This is a genomic window from Ruegeria marisrubri, from assembly GCF_001507595.1.
Classification (GTDB): Bacteria; Pseudomonadota; Alphaproteobacteria; order Rhodobacterales; family Rhodobacteraceae; genus Ruegeria; species Ruegeria marisrubri.
The window spans coordinates 477,463-496,297 of the sequence record NZ_LQBQ01000001.1; the positions used below are offsets into that span (position 1 = coordinate 477,463).

The window sequence follows — 18,835 nt, forward strand, 5'->3', positions numbered from 1 at the left end:
CCCAGATAATCTGAGCGGGCATTGCATAACAAGAGGTTAAGCGGCGATCAGCCCAGCTTGCCCATTGCCACGGCTACGTCGGCCATGCGCACTGAGAACCCCCATTCGTTGTCATACCACGCCAGCACGCGGACCATCCGGTCCTCGACCACGCGGGTCTGATCGGGGGCAAAGATCGAGCTTTCGTCGGTGTGGTTGAAGTCGGTGGAAACCAGCGGCGCGGGCTCGTAACCCAGAACGCGCTTCATCGGGCCCTCGGCGGCTTCCTTGACGATGGCGTTGATCTCTTCGGCGGTGACGTCACGGCTGGCGCGGAAGGTCAGGTCGACGGCCGAGACATTCGGGGTCGGCACGCGGATCGCCGAGCCGTCCAGACGCCCCTTGAGGCGCGGCAGAACCTCGCCCAGGGCCTTGGCGGCGCCGGTGCTGGTCGGGATCATCGACATGGCCGCGGCGCGGGCACGGTAGAGATCCTTGTGACGGCGGTCCAGCGTCGGTTGGTCGCCGGTATAGGCGTGGATCGTGGTCATGATGCCGTGCTCGATGCCCACGCCCTCGTCCAGCACCTTGGCCAGCGGCGCTAGGCAGTTGGTGGTGCAGGAGCCGTTCGAGATCATCTTGTCGCTGGCATCGAGCTGGTCATCGTTCACGCCGAAGACGATGGTCTTGTCCACGTTCTTGCCGGGGGCCGACAGCAGCACCTTCTTGGCGCCGCGCTCGAGGTGCACATTGGCCTTGGTGCCGTCGTTGAACTTGCCGGTGCATTCCAGCACCACGTCGCAGCCGTCCCAGCCCAGCTCATTCAGGTCGTAGGTCGAGAACATCTGCATGTCGCCGCGACCCAGGTTCATGGTGCCGTCACCGATGGTCACGTCGCCCGGGAAACGGCCATGAACGCTGTCATACTTGATCAGGTGGGCGGCGGTTTCCAGCGGGCCGGTGGCGTTGACCTTGATCACCTCAATATCGTCGCGGCCCGAAGCAGCGATGTGGGACAGGGTGCAGCGGCCGATGCGGCCAAAACCGTTGATGCCAACCTTGATGGTCATTTTGCGACTCCGAATGATGTGAAGCTTCGGGGCCGTATAACCGGGGGCGCGGGCTTTCAAAAGGGCGGAAAGCGGCACATCTGCAAGGTGTTAGCGAAAACATCCGCAGTTAGCGCAAAACCAACAGGGCATGCGCGGTTCCGGCGCCGTGCTTCGAGCCCGCTCAGGACCGGACCGTGACATTCGCCGCGTAATAGCCCTTGTCGCCGTCCATCAGAGTGAAGGTGACAGATGATCCCAGATCAAGGGTGTCCCAACCGGCTCCGGTGACGCTGTCGCGGTGAAAGAACGCCTCTTCGTCATTGGACAGTCGGATAAACCCATAGCCCTCATCCGGGAACAAGCGCACGATCTCGCCATGTACGCGCTCAGGGTGGCGTTTGACGTGGACGCGACCGGATTTGCGGGCCAGATCCTCCAGCTGGCCGCGGGCCGCATCGAAACTGTCGCGCAAGGCCACGCGGACATCCTCGTGGGCATCGATGTCGCCAGGCTTGCCGCTTACCACGACGGTTCCGATCGGCAGTTCCAAGGTGATCGAAACACGAAACAAGTGCCCCTGCTGGCCCTTGCGGGTGTCTTTTTCGATCCGGACCAAACAAGAGGTCGCCCGGCCGTAGAACTGTTCAAGCTTGGCGATCTTCTCCTTCACCAGCGTTGTCAGTGCCGGCGAAGAGTCCAGCCCGTGAAACGTGATTTGTGGTTCGTTCTGCATTGCCGCCTCCCATGATACAGGCTTGTCCATTTTCTCCGATATCCGGCTGCATATGACCATGACCTCGATCAACCCAAGGGATACATGCGGCAGATCAAGGGCGTGTCCGGTGCGCTGTGATATCATTCAACACTCCACAAGCGAGGAGTGAGAAAGATGAGCGCCTTGGGATTGAAAGTCATCGACGAAGCGGCGCATCAGACGAATATCTGGGTGAATGCCGTGAATGACGCGATCGGTTGGGATCACAAGCAACGCGCCTACCGTCTGCTGCGCGGCGTATTGCATGTGTTGCGGGACCATCTGAGCGTCGACGAGGCCGCGCAGTTCGGAGCGCAGTTGCCGGTGCTCATTCGTGGAATCTACTATGAGGGTTGGAATCCGTCGAAGACACCGGTCAAGATACGGAAAGCGGACGAGTTCATCGCGCAGCTTCAACGCTATTTCGATCCTGATCCGCTGGGCGATGCGCCACAGGCCGTGGCGGCGGTTCTGAAGGTCCTGCGCGAGCATGTCTCCGGTGGCGAAATGCAGGATGTCGAGAGCGCCTTCACGACGGATGTGCGCAAGCTGTTCGGCTGAAACGATTTGACCGTCATGGTTTCTGGTTGCGTCGCGCCGACCGGTCGATACGGTATGTCCGAGCGAACAGGAGTAACTTTTCATGAGTGGTCTACTTGCCCTGCTCGACGATGTGGCCGGAATAGCAAAGGTTGCGGCTGCGTCGGTCGACGATGTTGCCGCCAATGCCACCAAGGCAGGCGCAAAGGCGGCCGGTGCCGTGATCGACGATGCAGCAGTGACCCCGAAATATGTGCACGGGTTCGAGGCCAGCCGCGAGTTGCCGGTCATCTGGAAAATCGCCAAGGGATCGTTTCGGAACAAGTTGATCTTTCTTTTGCCCGCGGCGCTGCTGCTGTCCAGCTTTGCCCCATGGCTCATTTCCCCGTTGCTGATGCTGGGCGGGGGCTATCTGTGCTTTGAGGGGGCAGAGAAGATCTATCACGTGCTGGCGCCCCATGAGCAGCATCACGTCTTCAAGGAGGACGAGCCGGGCGATCCCGCGCATCTGGAAGAGCAGAAGGCGGCCGGGGCCATCAAGACCGACTTCATCCTGTCTGCCGAGATCATGACGATCGCGCTGGCGGCGATTCCGCCCGGCAACATCTGGATGGAGGCCGCAACCCTGGCCATGGTGGGGATTGGCATCACGATTGCCGTTTATGGCGCGGTGGCACTCATCGTGAAGGCCGACGATTTCGGTCTGTTCGTCGCCCAGAGCGGCAATTTCGCGCTGACCCGTTCGTTGGGGCGGGCGCTGGTGCGCGCGATGCCCGGTTTCATGAAGCTGCTGACCATCGTGGGCACTGCCGCGATGCTGTGGGTTGGTGGGTCAATCGTGATTCACGGCATGGAAGAGTTGGGCTTTGGCTGGCTGGGGCATCACATCCACGACTGGGCCTATGCAATCGGCCACGCGGTTCCCGAGCAATGGGCCGGCGTGACGGAATGGCTGGCCAAGGCGACGATGGATGGCGTTTTCGGGCTGTTGCTGGGCTTTGCCCTGATTCCGGTCGCCAGCAAGATAATAGCACCGGCGGTGGCCGCCATGTCCGGAGAAAAAGGCGGTCACTGAGAGAAAGACTCCGGCGGGACCGGAGAAGAAAAAAGGGCGGCCATTGCCGCCCTTGTTTTGTCTTGTCGCGAGAGTTGGCTCAAAGGCCCAGCAGTTCCTTGACCTTTGCCACGGTGGCCTCGGCAGTGATGCCGAAATGCTTGTAAAGCTCACCGGCTGGGGCCGAGGCGCCAAAGCTGGACATGCCGATGAAGCCGGCCTTGGCCTCGCGTCCGCGCTCGCCCAGCAGCCAGCGATCCCAGCCGCCCGCGCGAACCGCAGCTTCGATGCCGACGCGGACCGGACCTGCCGGCAGGACGCGCTTGCGATAGGCCTCGTCCTGTTCGGCGAACAGTTCCATGCAGGGCATCGAGACCACGCGGGTGCCGATGCCTTCGGCCTCGAGCATCGCCTTGGCCTCGAGCGCGATCGAAACCTCGGAACCGGTGGCAATCAGGATCGCCTGGCGCTTGCCTTCCGCCTCGGCCAGCACATAGGCGCCCTGTGCAGTCAGGTTCCTAGTCTTGTGCTGGGTGCGCACGGTCGGCAGGCCCTGGCGGGTCAGCGACAGCACCGATGGGCTGGTCTTGAAGGTCAAGGCCATTTCCCACGATTCGGCGGTTTCCACCGCGTCGGCTGGTCGGAACACATAGGTGTTCGGGGTCGCCCGGCTGATCGCCAGATGTTCGACCGGCTGGTGGGTGGGGCCGTCTTCGCCCAGCCCGATCGAGTCATGGGTCATGACGAACACGCTGGGGATCTTCATCAGCGCGGCTAGGCGCATAGCGGGGCGGGCATAGTCGGTGAAGGCCATGAAGGTGCCGCCATAGGGGCGGATGCCTCCGTGCAGCGCCATGCCGTTCATGGCGGCGGCCATGCCGTGTTCTCGGATGCCGTAGTAGATGTAGCGGCCCTTGCGGTTTTCGGGGTCAAAGACACCCAGATCCGCTGTTTTGGTGTTGTTCGAACCGGTCAAGTCGGCCGACCCGCCGACGGTCTCGGACATCACCGGGTTCACCACGCTCAGAACCTTTTCCGAGGCGGCGCGGGTGGCCAGTTTGGGCTGGTCCTCGGAAACCTGCTTTTTCAGCGCGCGGACGACGCTGGCCAGTTTCTTGGGCGTCTCGAATGCATAGGCGCGCTTGAACTCGGCCTGCTTGCGTTCCGACAGGGAGGCGAAACGCGCTTCCCATGCCTCGCGCTCGGCCGCGCCGCGGGCGCCGATGGCTTCCCAGGCGACCTTGACGTCGGCCGGGACTTCGAAGGCGCCCAGCGGGCAACCATAGGCTTCTTTCGCGGCCTTCAGCTGTTCGGCATCGGTCAGCGCGCCGTGACCCTTCGAGGTGTCCTGCGCGGCGTGGCCCAGGGCGATATGCGTCTTGCAGGCGATCATAGTGGGCTTTTTCGAAGCCTTGGCCTGAGTGAGGGCCGCGTCGATGGCCTTGGGGTCGTGACCGTCGATTTCGATCACATGCCAGCCCGAGGCGGCGAAACGGCGAACCTGGTCAGTGCGGTCCGACAGGTCTACGGTGCCATCGATGGTGATGTTGTTGTTGTCCCACAGGACGATCAGCTTGGACAGCTCATGACGGCCGGCCAGGCCGATGGCCTCTTGGCTGACCCCTTCCATCAAGCAGCCGTCTCCGGCAATCACATAGGTGTAGTGATCGACGACCTTCTTGCCATAGTGGGCGCGCTGGATTTCCTCGGCGATGGCAAAGCCGACGGCATTCGAGATGCCCTGACCCAGCGGGCCGGTGGTGGTCTCGATGCCTTGGGCCAGGAAGTTTTCAGGGTGACCTGCCGTCTTGGCGCCCAGCTGGCGGAAGTTCTTGATCTCGTCCAGCGTGATCTCGGGGTTCCCGGTCAGATAGAGCAGCGAATACAGCAGCATCGAACCGTGCCCAGCCGAGAGGATGAAGCGGTCGCGGTCCGGCCAGCTGGGGTTGGCGGCGTCGAATTTCAGGTGCTTTTCAAACAGCACGGTCGCGACATCGGCCATGCCCATGGGCATGCCGGAATGGCCGGAATTGGCGGCGGCCACCGCATCCAGGGTCAGCGAGCGGATGGCCGAAGCCTTGGCCAAGTGTTCGGGGTTCGCATTGCGCAGCGCAGTCAGGTCCACGGGACTTGTTCCTTTGGGTTACGGGCGAATTGCGCGCTCAATAGCATCCAGCCCTCAAAGTGCAAGCGGAACACGGCGGAACGGCGATTGCCCGCTTCAGGAGTGTTACGCAAGTGTTTGAAAGCAAATGGGGGGTATTTTCCGCACCATTTCGTTAGACTAGGGCTATTCAAGGCCGGTTCCGATTCGGGAAAGCCCCGGCGAGAAAACGAACCTTGGCAACAAAGGCGACACGGGCATGAGCCAGATCGAGGAATTACATAACCGCATTGTTTCAGCGATGGAGCGGATCAGTTCGGGCGTCGAAGTTCTGAGCCGTCAGGCGGCCGCTGCTGTTGGTGACGACCAGGCGCTGAGGGAGGCCTTGGAAGAGGAAAAGCTTGCCAATGCGCAGCTCGAGGAGCGGCTGAAGGCTCTCAAGGACCGTCACGCGGCCGAGATCGATGCGCTGCGGGCCGAGGCTGGAAACCAGGATGAGGTCCGCGCCTTGAAGGCCGAGATCGAAGAGCTGCGGCTTCAGGTCGAGGACAATTCCGAAGTGGAGGAGCTCAGGGCCCAGTTGGCAGAGGCGCGGGCGAAACTGGAAAACAGTGACGAAACCACGCGCTTGAAGGAAGAGATCGCTTCGCTGAAGACCGAATTGTCCGACAGTGAGCGAGTGGCCGAGTTGAGCGCGGAGCTTGAGATGCTGCGGGCCGAACGCGCCAGCCATGGGTCGGCGATGTCGCGGCTGGAACACGAATTGCGTCAATTGCAGAAGGCCAACGAGCAACTCCGAGACACGATCGCCGAATTGCGTGCATCGGCAGAGGCTGGCGTGACCAATCCTGAACTGCTGAACCGCGCCGCCGAGGCGGAACTCGAAGCGTTGCGTGCGGCGCGTGCAACCGATGCGGCCGAAGCTCACGCGGTTTTGGCAAGGCTTGAGCCATTGCTGGCCCAGGCCAATCTGGCGGAAGGAGAGGTGGAGTAATGCCCGAAGTAACCATTCAGATCGGCGGTCGCGGATTCCAGGTCGCCTGTCAGGAAGGCGAAGAGTCCTATCTCTATGCGGCCGCCAAGCTGCTGGATGACGAGGCACAGGTCTTGTCCGACCAGATCGGTCGAATGCCCGAGTCGCGCATGTTGCTGATGGCGGGGCTGATGCTTGCCGACAAGTCGGCTGCAACCGAGGAAAGGATCAGAGCCCTCGAAACGCAACTGGCCGAGCGCGAAGCCGAGATCGAGCAGCTTCGAAATGCCCCGCCTCCGCAACCGGAAAGGGTAGAGGTTGCCGTTGTCCCGCCCATGGTCACTGACACGCTGGCAGAACTGGCCGCCCGGGCCGAATCTCTGGCGGCGGCAATCGAGGAAAAGAGTAAATCCTGATGAGTCGTCTGCGTTGTCTGTTTTCCGGCGTGGCGGTGGCCGCTCTGGCGACCGCGGGCGCGGCTGAGACCAGTTTGCACACGGTGACTTATGTCTGTGAGCGGGGGGTGCAGGTCCCTGTGACCTTCATCAACCAGGACGAAGGGCAAAGCTATGCCGTCATGATGTTCGAGGGCAAGATGATCCCGATGCGTATTGCGCCGATGGGATCAGGCGCTCGCTATGTCGCATTGGATGAGCAGGACGGATACCGCCTGTGGACCAAGGGCGATGAGGCGATGATCGGCTATCTGGCGGCAGATCACACCGCCAGCGAGCAGATTTTCATGAAAGAATGCCGTATCGGCGAGTGAACCCGGTCAGGAGTTCGCTTCGCGGATCTTGTCGGCGGCTTCCTTGTTGTAGGCAACGCCGTTCTCGTCGAACAGGCTGTCCAACTCGCCCGAGAGGGTCATTTCGGTGATGATGTCGCAGCCGCCGACGAACTCGCCCTTGACGTAGAGCTGCGGGATGGTCGGCCAGTCGGAATAGTCCTTGATACCCTGGCGGACCTCGTCATCGGCCAGAACGTTGATGTCGGTGTATTCGACGCCCATGTAGTTCAGAACGCCTGCCACGCGCGACGAAAACCCGCACTGCGGCATTTCCTTGGTGCCTTTCATGTACAGCACCACGTCGTTGGCTTTGACGGTTTCGTCGATCCGGGTCTTGATGTCGCTCATTCTGTGTGTCCTTGTCTCTTCCTGCCCTGACAGCCAGTCATTTACGATGGCGGCTGAGCCTGCGGTTGCGATCTTCCAGACTTGGTTCGTCGGCGTCGGGCGCTTCGACCGGGTTGGGGTCTGACCGCTCTACCGCCGCGACCCGTTTCACTTCGGCCGGGTCGGGGCGCATTTCCGACAAACGTCGTCTGGTATTTCGTTTCAAATAGGCTTCAACGAGCGCCGAGGCAACCACCAGAACGGCGATTGCGGCAGCTATCCATATCAGCCAGTTGCTCATACTTTGCGGTCCCGGGCTTGTTTATCTGTCCCCGAGGCGCGGGGGCACCTTAGTCGGGCGCCTTTGTCGTCAGCGCCAGCGCGTGCAGCTTGCCGCTGTCGATTTCGGATTTCACCGCGGCATTGACGGCACGCTGCTGCTGGATGCGGCTTTTGCCCCGAAAGCTTTCGTCGATGACTTCGGCCGCCCAGTGGTTTCCGTCGCCCGCCAGATCGGTGATCGTGATTTTCGCCTCGGGAAAGCTTGCGCGGATCAGTGCTTCGATTTCATGGGCTTCCATGGCCATGTGGGGTTTCTCCTGATGTCTTGGTCAAGATGTAGAGTGATGCGCAGGGGCGCGCAAGAGTGGGGGAGCTCGTGAAAAAAGGAAAACCCGCGTCCGGGGGCGGATGCGGGTTCTCGTTTCTGGCTCTGGTTGAACCGACCGGTGTCAGGCGACAGCTGCGGCAAAGCTGGAACGGTAAACCTCCGCCAGTTCGCCCAGCGGCGCTTCAGAGTTGCCGATGCGCACGGTGTCGCCGGTAAAGCGACCCACCGAGGCGATCGGAACGCCGGCCTGACCGGCCGCGATCATCAGGGCCTCGGCCTGGTCAAAGTTGCAGGCGACCAGATAGCGGGCCTGATCCTCTCCGAACAGGATTTCGGTGGGGGCGTCGTCAACGTGAACGCCCACGCCCGAGGCCTCGGCCAGTTCGAAGGCCGCCAGCGCAAGGCCACCATCACTCAGGTCAGTGCAGGCCTTGATCATCTCGCGGTTGGCGCGGATGAAGTCGCCGTTGCGCTTCTCGGCCTCCAGATCGACATGGGGTGCGTCGCCGTCCTCGCGGTTGAAGACCTCAGCCAGCAGCGCGGACTGCCCCAGATGGCCGGTGGTTTCTCCGATCACCAGAGCAACGTGGCCTTCGCGCACCTCGCTGCCGATGATTTCGTCGGTGTGCTGCAACAGCCCGACGGCACCGATCGTCGGAGTGGGCAGGATCGCCTGACCGTCGGTTTCGTTGTAGAGCGACACGTTCCCGGACACGATCGGCATGTCGAGTGCGGAACAGGCCGCGCCGATACCTTTGATGGCGCCGACGAACTGGCCCATGATCTCGGGCTTTTCAGGGTTGCCGAAATTCAGGTTGTCGGTGGTTGCCAGCGGCTTGGCGCCCACGGCCGACAGGTTGCGATAGGCCTCGGCCACCGCCTGCTTGCCGCCTTCCTCGGGGTTGGCGCGCACATAGCGCGGGGTCACGTCCGAGGTGAAGGCCAGCACCTTGTCGGTGCCGTGCACGCGGACCATGCCCGCACCCAGCCCGGGGGTTCGGGCGGTATCGGCCATGACCATGGTGTCGTACTGTTCATAGACCCATTGCTTGGCCGCATAGTTGGGCGAGGAGATGAGCGCGCGCAGACCGTCGATCGGGTCGATCTGCGGCACTTCGGCCATCTCTTCGGCTGCCGGGGTTGGAACCCACGGCCGGTCATATTCCGGGGCGCGGCCGGACAGCGGCGACAACGGCAAGTCGGCCTTGACCTCGTTTCCGTGCATGATCAGGAAACGGTCCTCGGCGATTGTTTCGCCGACGATGGCAAAATCCAGATCCCATTTCTCGAACACGGCACGGGCCTCGGCCTCTTTCTCGGGCTTGAGCACCATGAGCATGCGTTCCTGCGACTCGGACAGCATCATCTCGTAGGCGGTCATGTTTTCTTCGCGCTGGGGCACGCGGTCGAGGTCGAGCTTGATGCCCAGCTTGCCCTTGTCGCCCATCTCGACGGCCGAGCAGGTCAGGCCCGCCGCGCCCATGTCCTGGATCGAGATCACGGCACCGGTCTGCATCAGTTCGAGGCAGGCTTCCATCAGGCGTTTTTCGGTGAAGGGGTCGCCGACCTGAACCGTGGGGCGTTTTTCCTCGATGGTGTCGTCGAACTCGGCCGAGGCCATCGTGGCGCCGCCAACGCCGTCGCGACCAGTCTTGGCGCCCAGGTACACGACGGGCATTCCGACGCCGGACGCGGCCGAGTAGAAGATCTTGTCGCTGTCGGCCAGACCTGCGGCAAAGGCGTTCACAAGGCAGTTGCCGTTGTAGGCCGGGTGGAACCGCACCTCGCCGCCGACGCAAGGAACGCCGAAGCAGTTGCCATAGCCGCCGATGCCTTCGACGACGCCGTGGACCAGCTGGCGCGTCTTGGGGTGGTCGGGTTCACCGAAGGACAGCGAGTTCATCGAAGCGATCGGGCGCGCGCCCATGGTGAAGACATCACGCAAGATGCCGCCGACACCCGTGGCCGCGCCTTGATAGGGCTCGATGTAGGAGGGGTGGTTGTGGCTTTCCATCTTGAAGACCACGGCCTGACCGTCGCCGATATCCACGACGCCGGCGTTTTCGCCGGGGCCGCAGATCACCTGCGGGCCGTCGGTGGGCAGGGTGCGCAGCCATTTCTTGGAAGATTTGTAGGAACAATGCTCGTTCCACATGGCTGAGAAGATGCCAAGCTCGGTAAAGGTGGGCTCGCGGCCGATGATCTCGAGGATCATGTCGTATTCTTCGGGCTTCAACCCGTGCGCGGCAATCAGTTCCGGTGTGATGGCGGGCTCTTGCATCGTCTGTCCTGTCCCCAAGCTGGCCGATATTGCGCGCCTTTTAGGGCAAGGGCGCGCCGGGGGAAAGGGCCAAGAACGCGCAGCCGTGTCAGAACCGCTGTCCGACGTAGATGTAGAGGTTGTCTTCCTGCTGATCGTTGCGGCTTAGGTCGATCGAGAAGTCGAGCGGAAATTTCTTGGAAACCCTGTAGCGCGCACCGACCCCATAAGCAGAATGTGTGCCGCCAGCCTCCAGATCGCTGAAACTCTGGCCGGTCTGCCCTGCGCCGGCAAAGGCGATGAGGCCGATGCGCTCGCCCAGCCGTTGGCGAAGCTCGACCTGCAGAGAAGCCGATCGAAAATCGAGAAGTTGGGTTGCCGAAAACCCCCGGAAGGAATCCACGGTTCCGATGCCGCATTGATCGAAGAACGGGGTCTCGGACGAAGCGGCGCAAACCGATAGCCGGCTGGCGATGACACCTTCGGCCCAGGGGCTCAGGTAAAAGGTGTAGTTGACGTAGGACTTGGAATAGTCCCGCACCAGCCCGCTGAGCCCGTAGCCCTGGAACGCTTCGAAATGCAGGACTTGGCCGCTGGTGGGGTAGATCGTGTCATCCCGTGTATCCCAGTCGGATACCACGCCCACATTCGCGACCTCGACATTCAGAAACTGGTCGAAAGGAGGGGGAATCGGCGGCAGCCCGGCAAAGGCGGGCGTGATCGTCGTATCGAGATACCGGAATGTCGCCCCGAAGGAGAAGTCAGGCGTTACACCGTACGAGAGGCTCAGTCTTCCCAGGATGCCGTCCTGCCGAATGGGAATGACGCCGATCCCGGTGAACAGGTCGTACTGAACATCGGCCTGCCCATAGAGCGCCTCGATGATCCATCGGTTGTTGTCCAGTTTGAGTTTGAATGCGCCGGCGGCGGCCGTGCTGCCATTGTCGGACCGCAACCCGCCGGCACCTATCACCGAAGGATCCGACCCTTCGTCCAGTTGGAACAGGTACCCCGCGCCCAGAACGAGCCCGGAACCGATCGTCGGGTTCGAAAAGGGGATCGGGGCGACGACGACCGATCCTTGCCGGAATCCGACGGTTTCGTCTTCGGCGTAGTCATCCAAGGCCTCAACGTGCTTTTCGATAACGCCGTTTGCATCCTGAGCGGCTGCAACGCTTGCCAAAGAGGTGATCACCGCTGCAAGCACCGGTCCTGTCGCATTTTCAAACACAGTAAGGTTCCACCGCTCCGGCAATTGGGTACGCCGCCCTATTTCTTTTCCTGCTGCTGCTGCTCGGCCTGTTGTTCGGCCTGCTGTGTTGCGATTTCACCGGCTGCCGCACTGATGGCCGCTTTCTGTTCATCTGAAAGATGCTCGACCTCCTCCAGGCCCGGGATCGCAACGCGGACCTCGCGGCGGGCGAACTCGATACCATTTTCCTTGAAGGCGGCCTTCACACGGTTGAAGATCTCCTTTCGCAGGGTGAACTGCTTGCCCGGTTTGGCCATGAACTTGCCCCGGATGATCATGCCGACGTCATCGAAATCGAAAACGCCCTGCGATTTGAACGGCTGCAGAAAGCCGTCCTTGTGGACCGGATCCTCCATCATCTCGGCGCCGATCTTCTTGAAGATCTTCTTGACCTTGTTCGGGTCGGTGTCGAAGGGGACCGTGAACTTCAGCTTCATGATGACCCAGTCGCGGCTGTAGTTGGTCAGCTTCTGGATCTCGCCGTAGGGGATGGTGTGCACCGGGCCGCGATGGTGGCGCAATTGCATCGACCGGATCGAGATCTTTTCGACCGTACCGGTGGTGCCGCCCACATCGACGTATTCGCCGACGCGGAAGGCGTCGTCGATCAGGAAGAAGATCCCGCCCACGATGTCGGCGACAAGTTTCTGGGCCCCGAAACCGATGGCAAGGCCCAGAATGCCGGCACCGGCCAGAAGCGGCGTGATGTCCAGCCCTAGCGCGCCCAGCGCAAGAAGGGCGAAGATCACGGCAATCGCGACCTGCGCCGTGACGCGCAACAGCGGCAGCACGGTGGCCAGACGCGAACCGCCTGCGCCGCCACCTTCACCTGCTTCCTCGTCGGGACTCTGCTCCGCGGCGGTCTGTTCCATGGCCAGCCGGCGATTGATCCAGAGCGATACCACTTCGTTCAGGATGTAGCCGATGGCGATGATCATGAAGAACTGGATGACCCGGCCTCCGGTGTCGGTACCCACGCCCGCGACATTGCGCAGGTCGATATCCCAGGCATTGGCGATCATCAGGATCACGAAAACACCGGCCAGAACGCGGCCAATGCGGATGTAGCTACGCTTGGTCGATTTGTGGGCGCGTTCGGCAATCGGCCCGCTGCCGATCATCGGCGGTTGCAGGTGCCGGACGAGGCCGCGGATCAACGTATCGATGGCAGGCGCCATGAGCAGCCAGAACATGGTCGTGAAATGCGCCCCGGCGGCGGCGTTTGCCATCGCCGGACTGTTCGAGGCTCCGAGATACTCGACGATGAGCCACATCGCGCCCGAGACCCCGATCGCGAAATAGGGGTAGTAGTCGGCAACCCTCTCATCGAATTCGGTGCGGTCCGGGTCGGATCCGCGCATCATGTCGCTAAGACCCTCGCGCGCGGTCCAGGCAATTACGGCGATGTAGATGTGAATCGAGGAATTCAGCCAGAAACCCAACCGCATCTCGGCCATCGGAACGCCGTTCTGTTGGTTGAAGATCAGGATGAACAGCGTGAAACCGATCAGCAGGAACAGCCCGATCAGGTTGCGGTGAAGATAGGTCGCCCAGTGGTCGTTCACGTTGACAAGGCGCAGAGAGGACTTCTCGGGGGCCAGCACGAAGCGCGATATGGCCGCACCCAGACGCGGGAACCAGATCAGGTAAAAGACGAATGGCGCCGCGAAGGATATTTGCTGCTCGTCCAGCAACCGCCGGCCGATGAAAACAAGGACATAGTAGAACACCACGAGGCCCAGGATTTCCCGGCAGAAGCGCTTGACCAGAAAAGTGACCGCACCGCGCAGATCGCTTTCGGCGTCGCTTGGCACCACCTTGATCCAGCGTCTGGTCCAGAGCCCCACGGCCTTTTCTGCGGCAAAGCCGATTGCCAGCGCCAGAGCGGTGAAGCCAAACAGCTTGGCCAATCCTTCGGTCCCGAATGTTGCACCGAAATTGGCGAAGGCCTGGATCTGGTTGGACAGCAAAGAGGGAACTTTTTGCAGCACGTCAAGCCATGACGCGACCATCGCGCCGCCGACTTCGGCCAGCGAGGCAATCAGCCCCTTTTTGTTTGTGGCTGCTTCCGTTTGTTTGGCCGCCACGGCGTCCAGACGTTCAAGCAACAGGGCGCGAACCTGATCGTCGGACATGCGAGCCACGAGATCATCGACCTGTTCGGGGGTCAGATCTTCGGGAATGACGACGCCCTGGGGTGCGCCAGCCGCCTCGGACCCCACGGAATCGGCGGCAGAAACCGGAAACGACAAAACAAGAATCGATACCAGCGCAATCAAAAGTCGGTTGAGGTGAAACATCAAAGAACCCTCGACATATTAAATCTGTTGTTTTTCGGGATCATAGGAAAAGGGGATTTCATTTCCCAGCCTCTTTGAGGCGAAATGTGAGAAACGTCGTCGGTGTGGCAAAAAAAAGGCCGAGCTCTAAGCTCGGCCGAAGTCCAACAGGGAGGTATGAAGAAGATGAGCGTTTCAGCATCATCGCCTTCGAGTGCTCATTTAGGGAGCGCATCGCCTCTGTTCAAGGAAATTCACGGTGCAAATGCCTCATGCCCGTTATGCTGCATGTGCATAGCTAAAGTTTTCCCATCTGTTTCAGTTGCTTGCGGTGCGCGATGATCTCATCCTGCACGAAGTCTCGAAACGCCGCGACGCGCTGCGAGTGCCGCAATTCCTCGGGGTAGGCCAGGTAGACCGGCACGTCGGCGCTTTCGATATCGGGAAGGACGCGCACGAGGTCGGGGAAGTCGTCGGTCACATAGTCGGGCAGAACGCCGATGCCCAGATTGTTCAGCACGCCTTGAAGCACCCCGAAATAGTTGTTCACATGCAGCAGGGAGGACGGATTGTAGGTCATTAGGTGCTGGACCAGCATCGCGCCTGCGCTGACCTGAGCCGCGGTTGGGTTCTGGCAGATGAGTCTGTGATGCTCCATATCGGCCAGCGTTTCCAATGGGTGTCCGCTGGCCGTCAGATATTCCCGCGTTGCGTAAAGCTGAATCTGCACGGTCATCAGGCGTTTCCTGACCAAATCGGCCTGGCTGGGCTCTTTCATGCGGATCGCCACGTCGGCCTCGCGCATCGGCAAGTCGAGGACGCGCTCTTCCAGCATCAGGTCGATGTTGAGTTCGGGATATTTCTCGTAAAGCTTGGGCAGGCGCGGGGCGAGCCAGAGGGTGCCAAAGCCGAAAGTGGTCGTGACGCGCAGTTCGCCGAACACTTCTTCTTCGCTGTCGCGGATGCGCGCGGCTGCCGCGTCCAGGCGCTTTGACATGGCGCTTGTGGCGTCGAAAAGAAGCTCACCCTGCTCGGTGAGAATCAGGCCGCGCGCATGGCGGTGAAACAGGGTCGCATTCAGCGATTCCTCAAGCGCGCGGATCTGCCGGCTGACCGCCGATTGCGACAGATTCAGCTTGTCGCCCGCATGGGTAAGGCTGCCCGCATCGGCAACCGCGTGAAATATTCTAAGCTTGTCCCAATCCATCGCCGCAACTTTCGTTATGAACCCGAAGCCCTATATGAAAGAGGTAACAAATTCCACAAGCAAACAAGGACGTTGAAACGGAAAGAGGAAAAAATCGCCTATACAGGTCAGAAATTATGACCTAATATGGGTGCAGCATAACGCACTCTATTCCGGCGAAGGGGAGACGTCAGATGAGTCAGGCGAAAATATCGCTCAATGACCGGTTCGATTTGGAAAAAAGCCCAGTTCTGTTGAACGGGACGCAGGCCTTGGTGCGCCTGATGCTGATGCAGAAGGAACGCGACCGGCAGGCGGGGCTGAACACTGCGGGGCTTGTGACCGGGTATCGAGGGTCTCCGCTGGGGGCTGTGGACCTGCAGATGGAGCGGGCGCGCAAGCACCTGACTGCACATGACGTCCTTTTCCAATACGGGCTGAACGAAGACCTGGCCGCCACCGCGCTGTGGGGCAGCCAGCAGGCTGGTCTGCGGGGCGATGGCAAGTTCGATGGCGTCTTTGGCCTGTGGTACGGCAAGGGGCCGGGGGTTGACCGTTCAGGTGACGTGATGCGGCACGCCAACATGGCCGGCACGTCCAGGCACGGCGGCGTTCTGATGGCGATGGGCGATGACCACACGGGCGAAAGCTCGACGGTCTTGCACCAGTCGGAATGGTCGCTGGTTGACATGTACATGCCCGTGGTCAGTCCGGCCGGGGTGCAGGAAATCCTCGACTACGGTATCTATGGTTTCGCATTGAGCCGGTTCGCGGGTGTCTGGGTCGGTCTCAAGACCATGAAGGACACGATCGAGGTGACCTCGGTCGTCGATGGCCGCCCGGATCGCATGAGCCTTGTGACGCCCGAGTTCGACATGCCCGAAGGTGGGCTGAACATCCGGCTGGGTGACACGCCGCATCTGCAGGAAGCCCGGATCATCGACTACAAGCGTTTTGCCGCCGAGACGTTCTCGCATGCCAACAAGATGGACAGGCGCATGTGGGGCAAGCCCGGCGCCAAGATCGGTATCGCGGCTGCGGGCAAGAACTGGCTGGATCTCGTCCATGCGATGACGCTGCTGAACATCGACGAGAACGAGGCCGAGCGGCTGGGGATCACCACCTACAAGATCGGCCAGACCTTCCCGCTGGACATGAAAGGCTTCCACGACTGGGCCGAAGGGCTGGACCTGATCATCATCGTCGAGGAAAAGCGCAAGCTGATCGAGGTGCAGGTCAAGGAGGCGATCTTTGACGATCGTCGCGGACGCCGGGTCTATGGCTGGTACAAGGGCGGTGCCGGGACCATGCACCGCGAGGAACTGTTCCCCACGCGCGGTGCGCTCGACCCGGTGATGATCGCCGAAAAGCTGGGCGACATCCTGATCGAAGAGGGGCGCGACACGGATGGAATCCGCGCGGGTCTCGCCAAGCTGGCCGAAGCACGCCGGGCCGACAATGCGCAGGAGATCGCGACGCGCCTGCCCTATTTCTGCTCGGGCTGTCCGCACAACACCTCGACCAAGCTGCCCGATGGCAGCCGCGCCTATGCCGGGATCGGGTGCCACTACATGGTGCAATGGATGGACCGGAACACCACCGGTTTCACGCAGATGGGCGGCGAAGGCGCCAACTGGATCGGCGAGGCGCCGTTCTCGACCACCAAGCATGTGTTCCAGAACCTGGGCGACGGCACCTACAACCACTCGGGCGTGCAGGCGATCCGGGCTGCCTTGGCGGCAAAGACCAACATCACCTTCAAGATTCTGTTCAACGATGCCGTCGCCATGACCGGCGGCCAGCACAACGAGGGGGATCTGACCGCCGAGCAGATCGTCAACGAGTTGAACGCGATGGGGGTCAAGCACATCGCCGTTGTCTATGACGAGAAGGAAGAGGTGAACTTCGCGGCCCTGCCCAAGGGTGTCGAGACCCATGAACGGGCCGAGTTGATGAACGTGCAGGAACGTTTCCGCGAGATCGAGGGCGTCTCGGCCATCGTCTATGTCCAGACCTGTGCCGCCGAAAAACGTCGTCGCCGCAAGAAGGGCGAGTTCCCCGATCCCGACAAGCGTGTGTTCATCAATACCGATATCTGCGAGGGCTGCGGCGATTGCGGCGTTCAGTCGAACTGTGTTTCGATCGTGCCGGTCGATACCGAACTGGGGCGCAAGCGGGCGATCGACCAGTCGAGCTGCAACAAGGACTATTCGTGCCTCAACGGGTTCTGCCCGTCCTTCGTGACGCTGGAGGGCGCCAAGATCCGCAAGGAAGCCACGACCGAGATCGACATTCCGCACCTGCCGATGCCTGAACTGCCGCAGATCGACGGCACGCATAACGTGGTCATCACCGGTGTCGGCGGCACCGGGGTCGTGACCATCGGGGCCATTCTGGCGCAGGCGGCGCAGATCGACGGCAAGGGCGCGGGCATGATGGAGATGGCAGGCCTGGCCCAGAAGGGTGGGGCGGTGCATATCCACTGCCGTCTGGCCAACCGGCCCGAGGACATCAGCGCGATCCGCGTCGCCACCGGCGAGGCGCACGCGCTGATCGGCGGCGATCTGGTCGTGTCGGCGGGGGCCAAGACATTGGGCCTGACGCAGTCAGGCAAGACCGGCGCGGTGGTCAACAGCCACGAGATCATCACCGGCGACTTCACCCGGAACACCGAGTTCCATATTCCGACCGAGCAGCTTTCGCTGGCGCTCGAGGCCAGGCTGAGGGATCGGCTGGACCTGTTCGATGCCTCGGAACTGGCGCGGGCTGTGATGGGCGACTCGATCTTTTCGAACATGATGGTGTTTGGCGCCGCATGGCAGCGCGGTCTGCTGCCGATCAGCCACGATGCGATCATCGGGGCGATCGAGCTGAACGGTGCGGCAGTCGAACGCAACAAGCGTGCCTTTGAAATCGGTCGCTGGGCCGTGCTGCATCCGCAGGAGGTCGAAAAGATCCTCAAGCCGACCGTGGTCGAACTGCCCAAGACGCTCGAGGAAAAGATCGATTTCCGAGCCGACCACCTTGTCGCCTATCAGGGCAAGCGTCTGGCAAAGCGGTATCGCGCCATGGTGGACGGTATCGAAGATGCGGCGCTGAAAGAGGCGGTCGCCAAGGGATACCACAAGCTGCTGTCCTACAAGGACGAGTACGAAGTGGCCCGGATGTTGCTGACCACCCGCGAAAAGGTGGAAAGCGAGTTCGACGGTGAGCCGAAGATGACCCTGCATCTCGCACCGCCGATCCTGGGTGGAAAGGGCCCGGATGGCCGCCCGAAAAAGCGGGAATACGGCGAATGGATGCTGGGGCCGCTCAAGCTGCTGGCCAAGATGAAATGGACGCGGGGAACCCCGCTCGACATCTTTGGCTACAGCGCGGACCGCAGGATGGAGCGGGCATTGATCCGACAGTATGAGAAGGACATGAAAGAGGTTCTGCCCAAGCTGACGCCGCAGACCCGTGACGCGATCATTGCCTTGGCGGAGCTGCCGCTCAAGATCCGGGGCTTTGGTCCGGTCATGAAGGAAAACGAGGCCAAGGCGGCCAAACGGCGCGAAGAACTGCTGGCGGTGATCCGTCAGGGCGGTCCGGAAATGAAGAAGGCGGCGGAATAAACCGTCGCACTTCTGTTGCAAGAGCTATGCAAGATTGCTGCCTGCCCTTATTTGGCGGGCA

Annotated in this window: 16 protein-coding genes; 6 read left to right on the forward strand and 10 right to left on the reverse strand. The window is 61.4% G+C overall.

The annotated features are described in order from the left end of the window. Positions 1–47 precede the first annotated feature (47 nt). Together gap and AVO45_RS02280 are read right to left on the reverse strand one after the other, a co-directional pair. On the reverse strand, positions 48–1,049 hold the full coding sequence (gene gap / locus AVO45_RS02275) for a type I glyceraldehyde-3-phosphate dehydrogenase (RefSeq protein WP_068344077.1): 1,002 nt from the start codon (positions 1,047–1,049) through the stop codon (positions 48–50). 163 nt (positions 1,050–1,212) lie between these two features. Next, on the reverse strand, positions 1,213–1,764 hold the full coding sequence (locus AVO45_RS02280) for an HPF/RaiA family ribosome-associated protein (RefSeq protein WP_068344079.1): 552 nt from the start codon (positions 1,762–1,764) through the stop codon (positions 1,213–1,215). Positions 1,765–1,920: 156 nt separating this feature from the next. On the opposite strand from AVO45_RS02280, the gene AVO45_RS02285 reads away from it, so the two are divergent. Together AVO45_RS02285 and AVO45_RS02290 are read left to right on the forward strand one after the other, a co-directional pair. Beyond that, the gene (locus AVO45_RS02285) at positions 1,921–2,346 is read left to right on the forward strand and encodes a DUF2267 domain-containing protein (RefSeq protein WP_068344081.1); all 426 of its coding nucleotides are present in this window, start codon (positions 1,921–1,923) and stop codon (positions 2,344–2,346) included. 82 nt (positions 2,347–2,428) lie between these two features. Then, positions 2,429–3,400, forward strand: a complete 972-nt coding sequence (locus AVO45_RS02290) for a DUF808 domain-containing protein (RefSeq protein ID WP_068344083.1) — start codon at positions 2,429–2,431, stop codon at positions 3,398–3,400. 79 nt (positions 3,401–3,479) lie between these two features. Here AVO45_RS02290 and tkt read toward each other — a convergent pair whose 3' ends face one another. After that, positions 3,480–5,504 (reverse strand): transketolase, encoded by a 2,025-nt coding sequence (tkt, locus tag AVO45_RS02295; RefSeq protein ID WP_068344084.1) that lies wholly within the window; start codon positions 5,502–5,504, stop codon positions 3,480–3,482. 238 nt (positions 5,505–5,742) lie between these two features. On the opposite strand from tkt, the gene AVO45_RS02300 reads away from it, so the two are divergent. From AVO45_RS02300 to AVO45_RS02310, 3 genes are read left to right on the forward strand one after another with little or no spacing between them, the layout of a single operon-like run. Continuing rightward, the gene (locus AVO45_RS02300; protein ID WP_068344085.1) at positions 5,743–6,477 is read left to right on the forward strand and encodes a coiled-coil domain-containing protein; all 735 of its coding nucleotides are present in this window, start codon (positions 5,743–5,745) and stop codon (positions 6,475–6,477) included. Continuing rightward, entirely contained in the window at positions 6,477–6,872 is a 396-nt protein-coding gene (locus tag AVO45_RS02305; RefSeq protein WP_068344086.1) for a cell division protein ZapA, read from the forward strand. The genes AVO45_RS02300 and AVO45_RS02305 overlap by 1 nt, the downstream gene beginning before the upstream one ends. Next, complete coding sequence (locus AVO45_RS02310; RefSeq protein ID WP_068344088.1) at positions 6,872–7,225, forward strand: MliC family protein; 354 nt, start codon at positions 6,872–6,874, stop codon at positions 7,223–7,225. The genes AVO45_RS02305 and AVO45_RS02310 overlap by 1 nt, the downstream gene beginning before the upstream one ends. Before the next feature lie 6 nt (positions 7,226–7,231). Here the strand turns inward: AVO45_RS02310 and grxD are convergent, their stop codons facing one another. The 7 genes from grxD to AVO45_RS02345 form a co-directional block, all read right to left on the reverse strand. Then, positions 7,232–7,594 (reverse strand): Grx4 family monothiol glutaredoxin, encoded by a 363-nt coding sequence (grxD, locus tag AVO45_RS02315; RefSeq protein ID WP_068344089.1) that lies wholly within the window; start codon positions 7,592–7,594, stop codon positions 7,232–7,234. A 37-nt stretch (positions 7,595–7,631) separates the two neighbouring features. Then, on the reverse strand, positions 7,632–7,874 hold the full coding sequence (locus AVO45_RS02320) for a hypothetical protein (protein ID WP_068344091.1): 243 nt from the start codon (positions 7,872–7,874) through the stop codon (positions 7,632–7,634). Between the two features lie 49 nt (positions 7,875–7,923). After that, entirely contained in the window at positions 7,924–8,160 is a 237-nt protein-coding gene (locus AVO45_RS02325; RefSeq protein ID WP_068344093.1) for a BolA/IbaG family iron-sulfur metabolism protein, read from the reverse strand. 144 nt (positions 8,161–8,304) lie between these two features. Further along, positions 8,305–10,464: a phosphoribosylformylglycinamidine synthase subunit PurL gene (purL, locus tag AVO45_RS02330; RefSeq protein ID WP_068344095.1), complete on the reverse strand. Its 2,160-nt coding sequence runs from the start codon at positions 10,462–10,464 to the stop codon at positions 8,305–8,307. 88 nt (positions 10,465–10,552) lie between these two features. Further along, positions 10,553–11,650, reverse strand: coding sequence for a BamA/TamA family outer membrane protein (locus AVO45_RS02335; RefSeq protein WP_240482041.1), 1,098 nt, complete (start codon positions 11,648–11,650; stop codon positions 10,553–10,555). Between the two features lie 62 nt (positions 11,651–11,712). Further along, on the reverse strand, positions 11,713–13,995 hold the full coding sequence (locus AVO45_RS02340; RefSeq protein ID WP_068344097.1) for a mechanosensitive ion channel family protein: 2,283 nt from the start codon (positions 13,993–13,995) through the stop codon (positions 11,713–11,715). Between the two features lie 277 nt (positions 13,996–14,272). Continuing rightward, entirely contained in the window at positions 14,273–15,181 is a 909-nt protein-coding gene (locus AVO45_RS02345; RefSeq protein ID WP_068344099.1) for a LysR family transcriptional regulator, read from the reverse strand. A 149-nt stretch (positions 15,182–15,330) separates the two neighbouring features. Here AVO45_RS02345 and AVO45_RS02350 point away from each other — a divergent pair, with 149 nt between their 5' ends. Next, positions 15,331–18,774, forward strand: coding sequence for an indolepyruvate ferredoxin oxidoreductase family protein (locus AVO45_RS02350; protein WP_276202390.1), 3,444 nt, complete (start codon positions 15,331–15,333; stop codon positions 18,772–18,774). Positions 18,775–18,835 lie beyond the last annotated feature (61 nt).

Excerpts from the sequence above, each read along its gene's own strand:
- AVO45_RS02320 (WP_068344091.1), bottom strand. The coding sequence starts at position 7,874 with ATGAGCAACTGGCTGATATGGATAGCTGCCGCAATCGCCGTTCTGGTG.
- grxD (WP_068344089.1), bottom strand. The coding sequence starts at position 7,594 with ATGAGCGACATCAAGACCCGGATCGACGAAACCGTCAAAGCCAACGAC.
- AVO45_RS02300 (WP_068344085.1), top strand. The coding sequence starts at position 5,743 with ATGAGCCAGATCGAGGAATTACATAACCGCATTGTTTCAGCGATGGAG.
- gap (WP_068344077.1), bottom strand. The coding sequence starts at position 1,049 with ATGACCATCAAGGTTGGCATCAACGGTTTTGGCCGCATCGGCCGCTGC.
- AVO45_RS02345 (WP_068344099.1), bottom strand. The coding sequence starts at position 15,181 with ATGGATTGGGACAAGCTTAGAATATTTCACGCGGTTGCCGATGCGGGC.
- AVO45_RS02285 (WP_068344081.1), top strand. The coding sequence starts at position 1,921 with ATGAGCGCCTTGGGATTGAAAGTCATCGACGAAGCGGCGCATCAGACG.
- AVO45_RS02325 (WP_068344093.1), bottom strand. The coding sequence starts at position 8,160 with ATGGCCATGGAAGCCCATGAAATCGAAGCACTGATCCGCGCAAGCTTT.
- AVO45_RS02310 (WP_068344088.1), top strand. The coding sequence starts at position 6,872 with ATGAGTCGTCTGCGTTGTCTGTTTTCCGGCGTGGCGGTGGCCGCTCTG.
- AVO45_RS02305 (WP_068344086.1), top strand. The coding sequence starts at position 6,477 with ATGCCCGAAGTAACCATTCAGATCGGCGGTCGCGGATTCCAGGTCGCC.
- AVO45_RS02290 (WP_068344083.1), top strand. The coding sequence starts at position 2,429 with ATGAGTGGTCTACTTGCCCTGCTCGACGATGTGGCCGGAATAGCAAAG.
- purL (WP_068344095.1), bottom strand. The coding sequence starts at position 10,464 with ATGCAAGAGCCCGCCATCACACCGGAACTGATTGCCGCGCACGGGTTG.
- AVO45_RS02280 (WP_068344079.1), bottom strand. The coding sequence starts at position 1,764 with ATGCAGAACGAACCACAAATCACGTTTCACGGGCTGGACTCTTCGCCG.
- AVO45_RS02340 (WP_068344097.1), bottom strand. The coding sequence starts at position 13,995 with ATGTTTCACCTCAACCGACTTTTGATTGCGCTGGTATCGATTCTTGTT.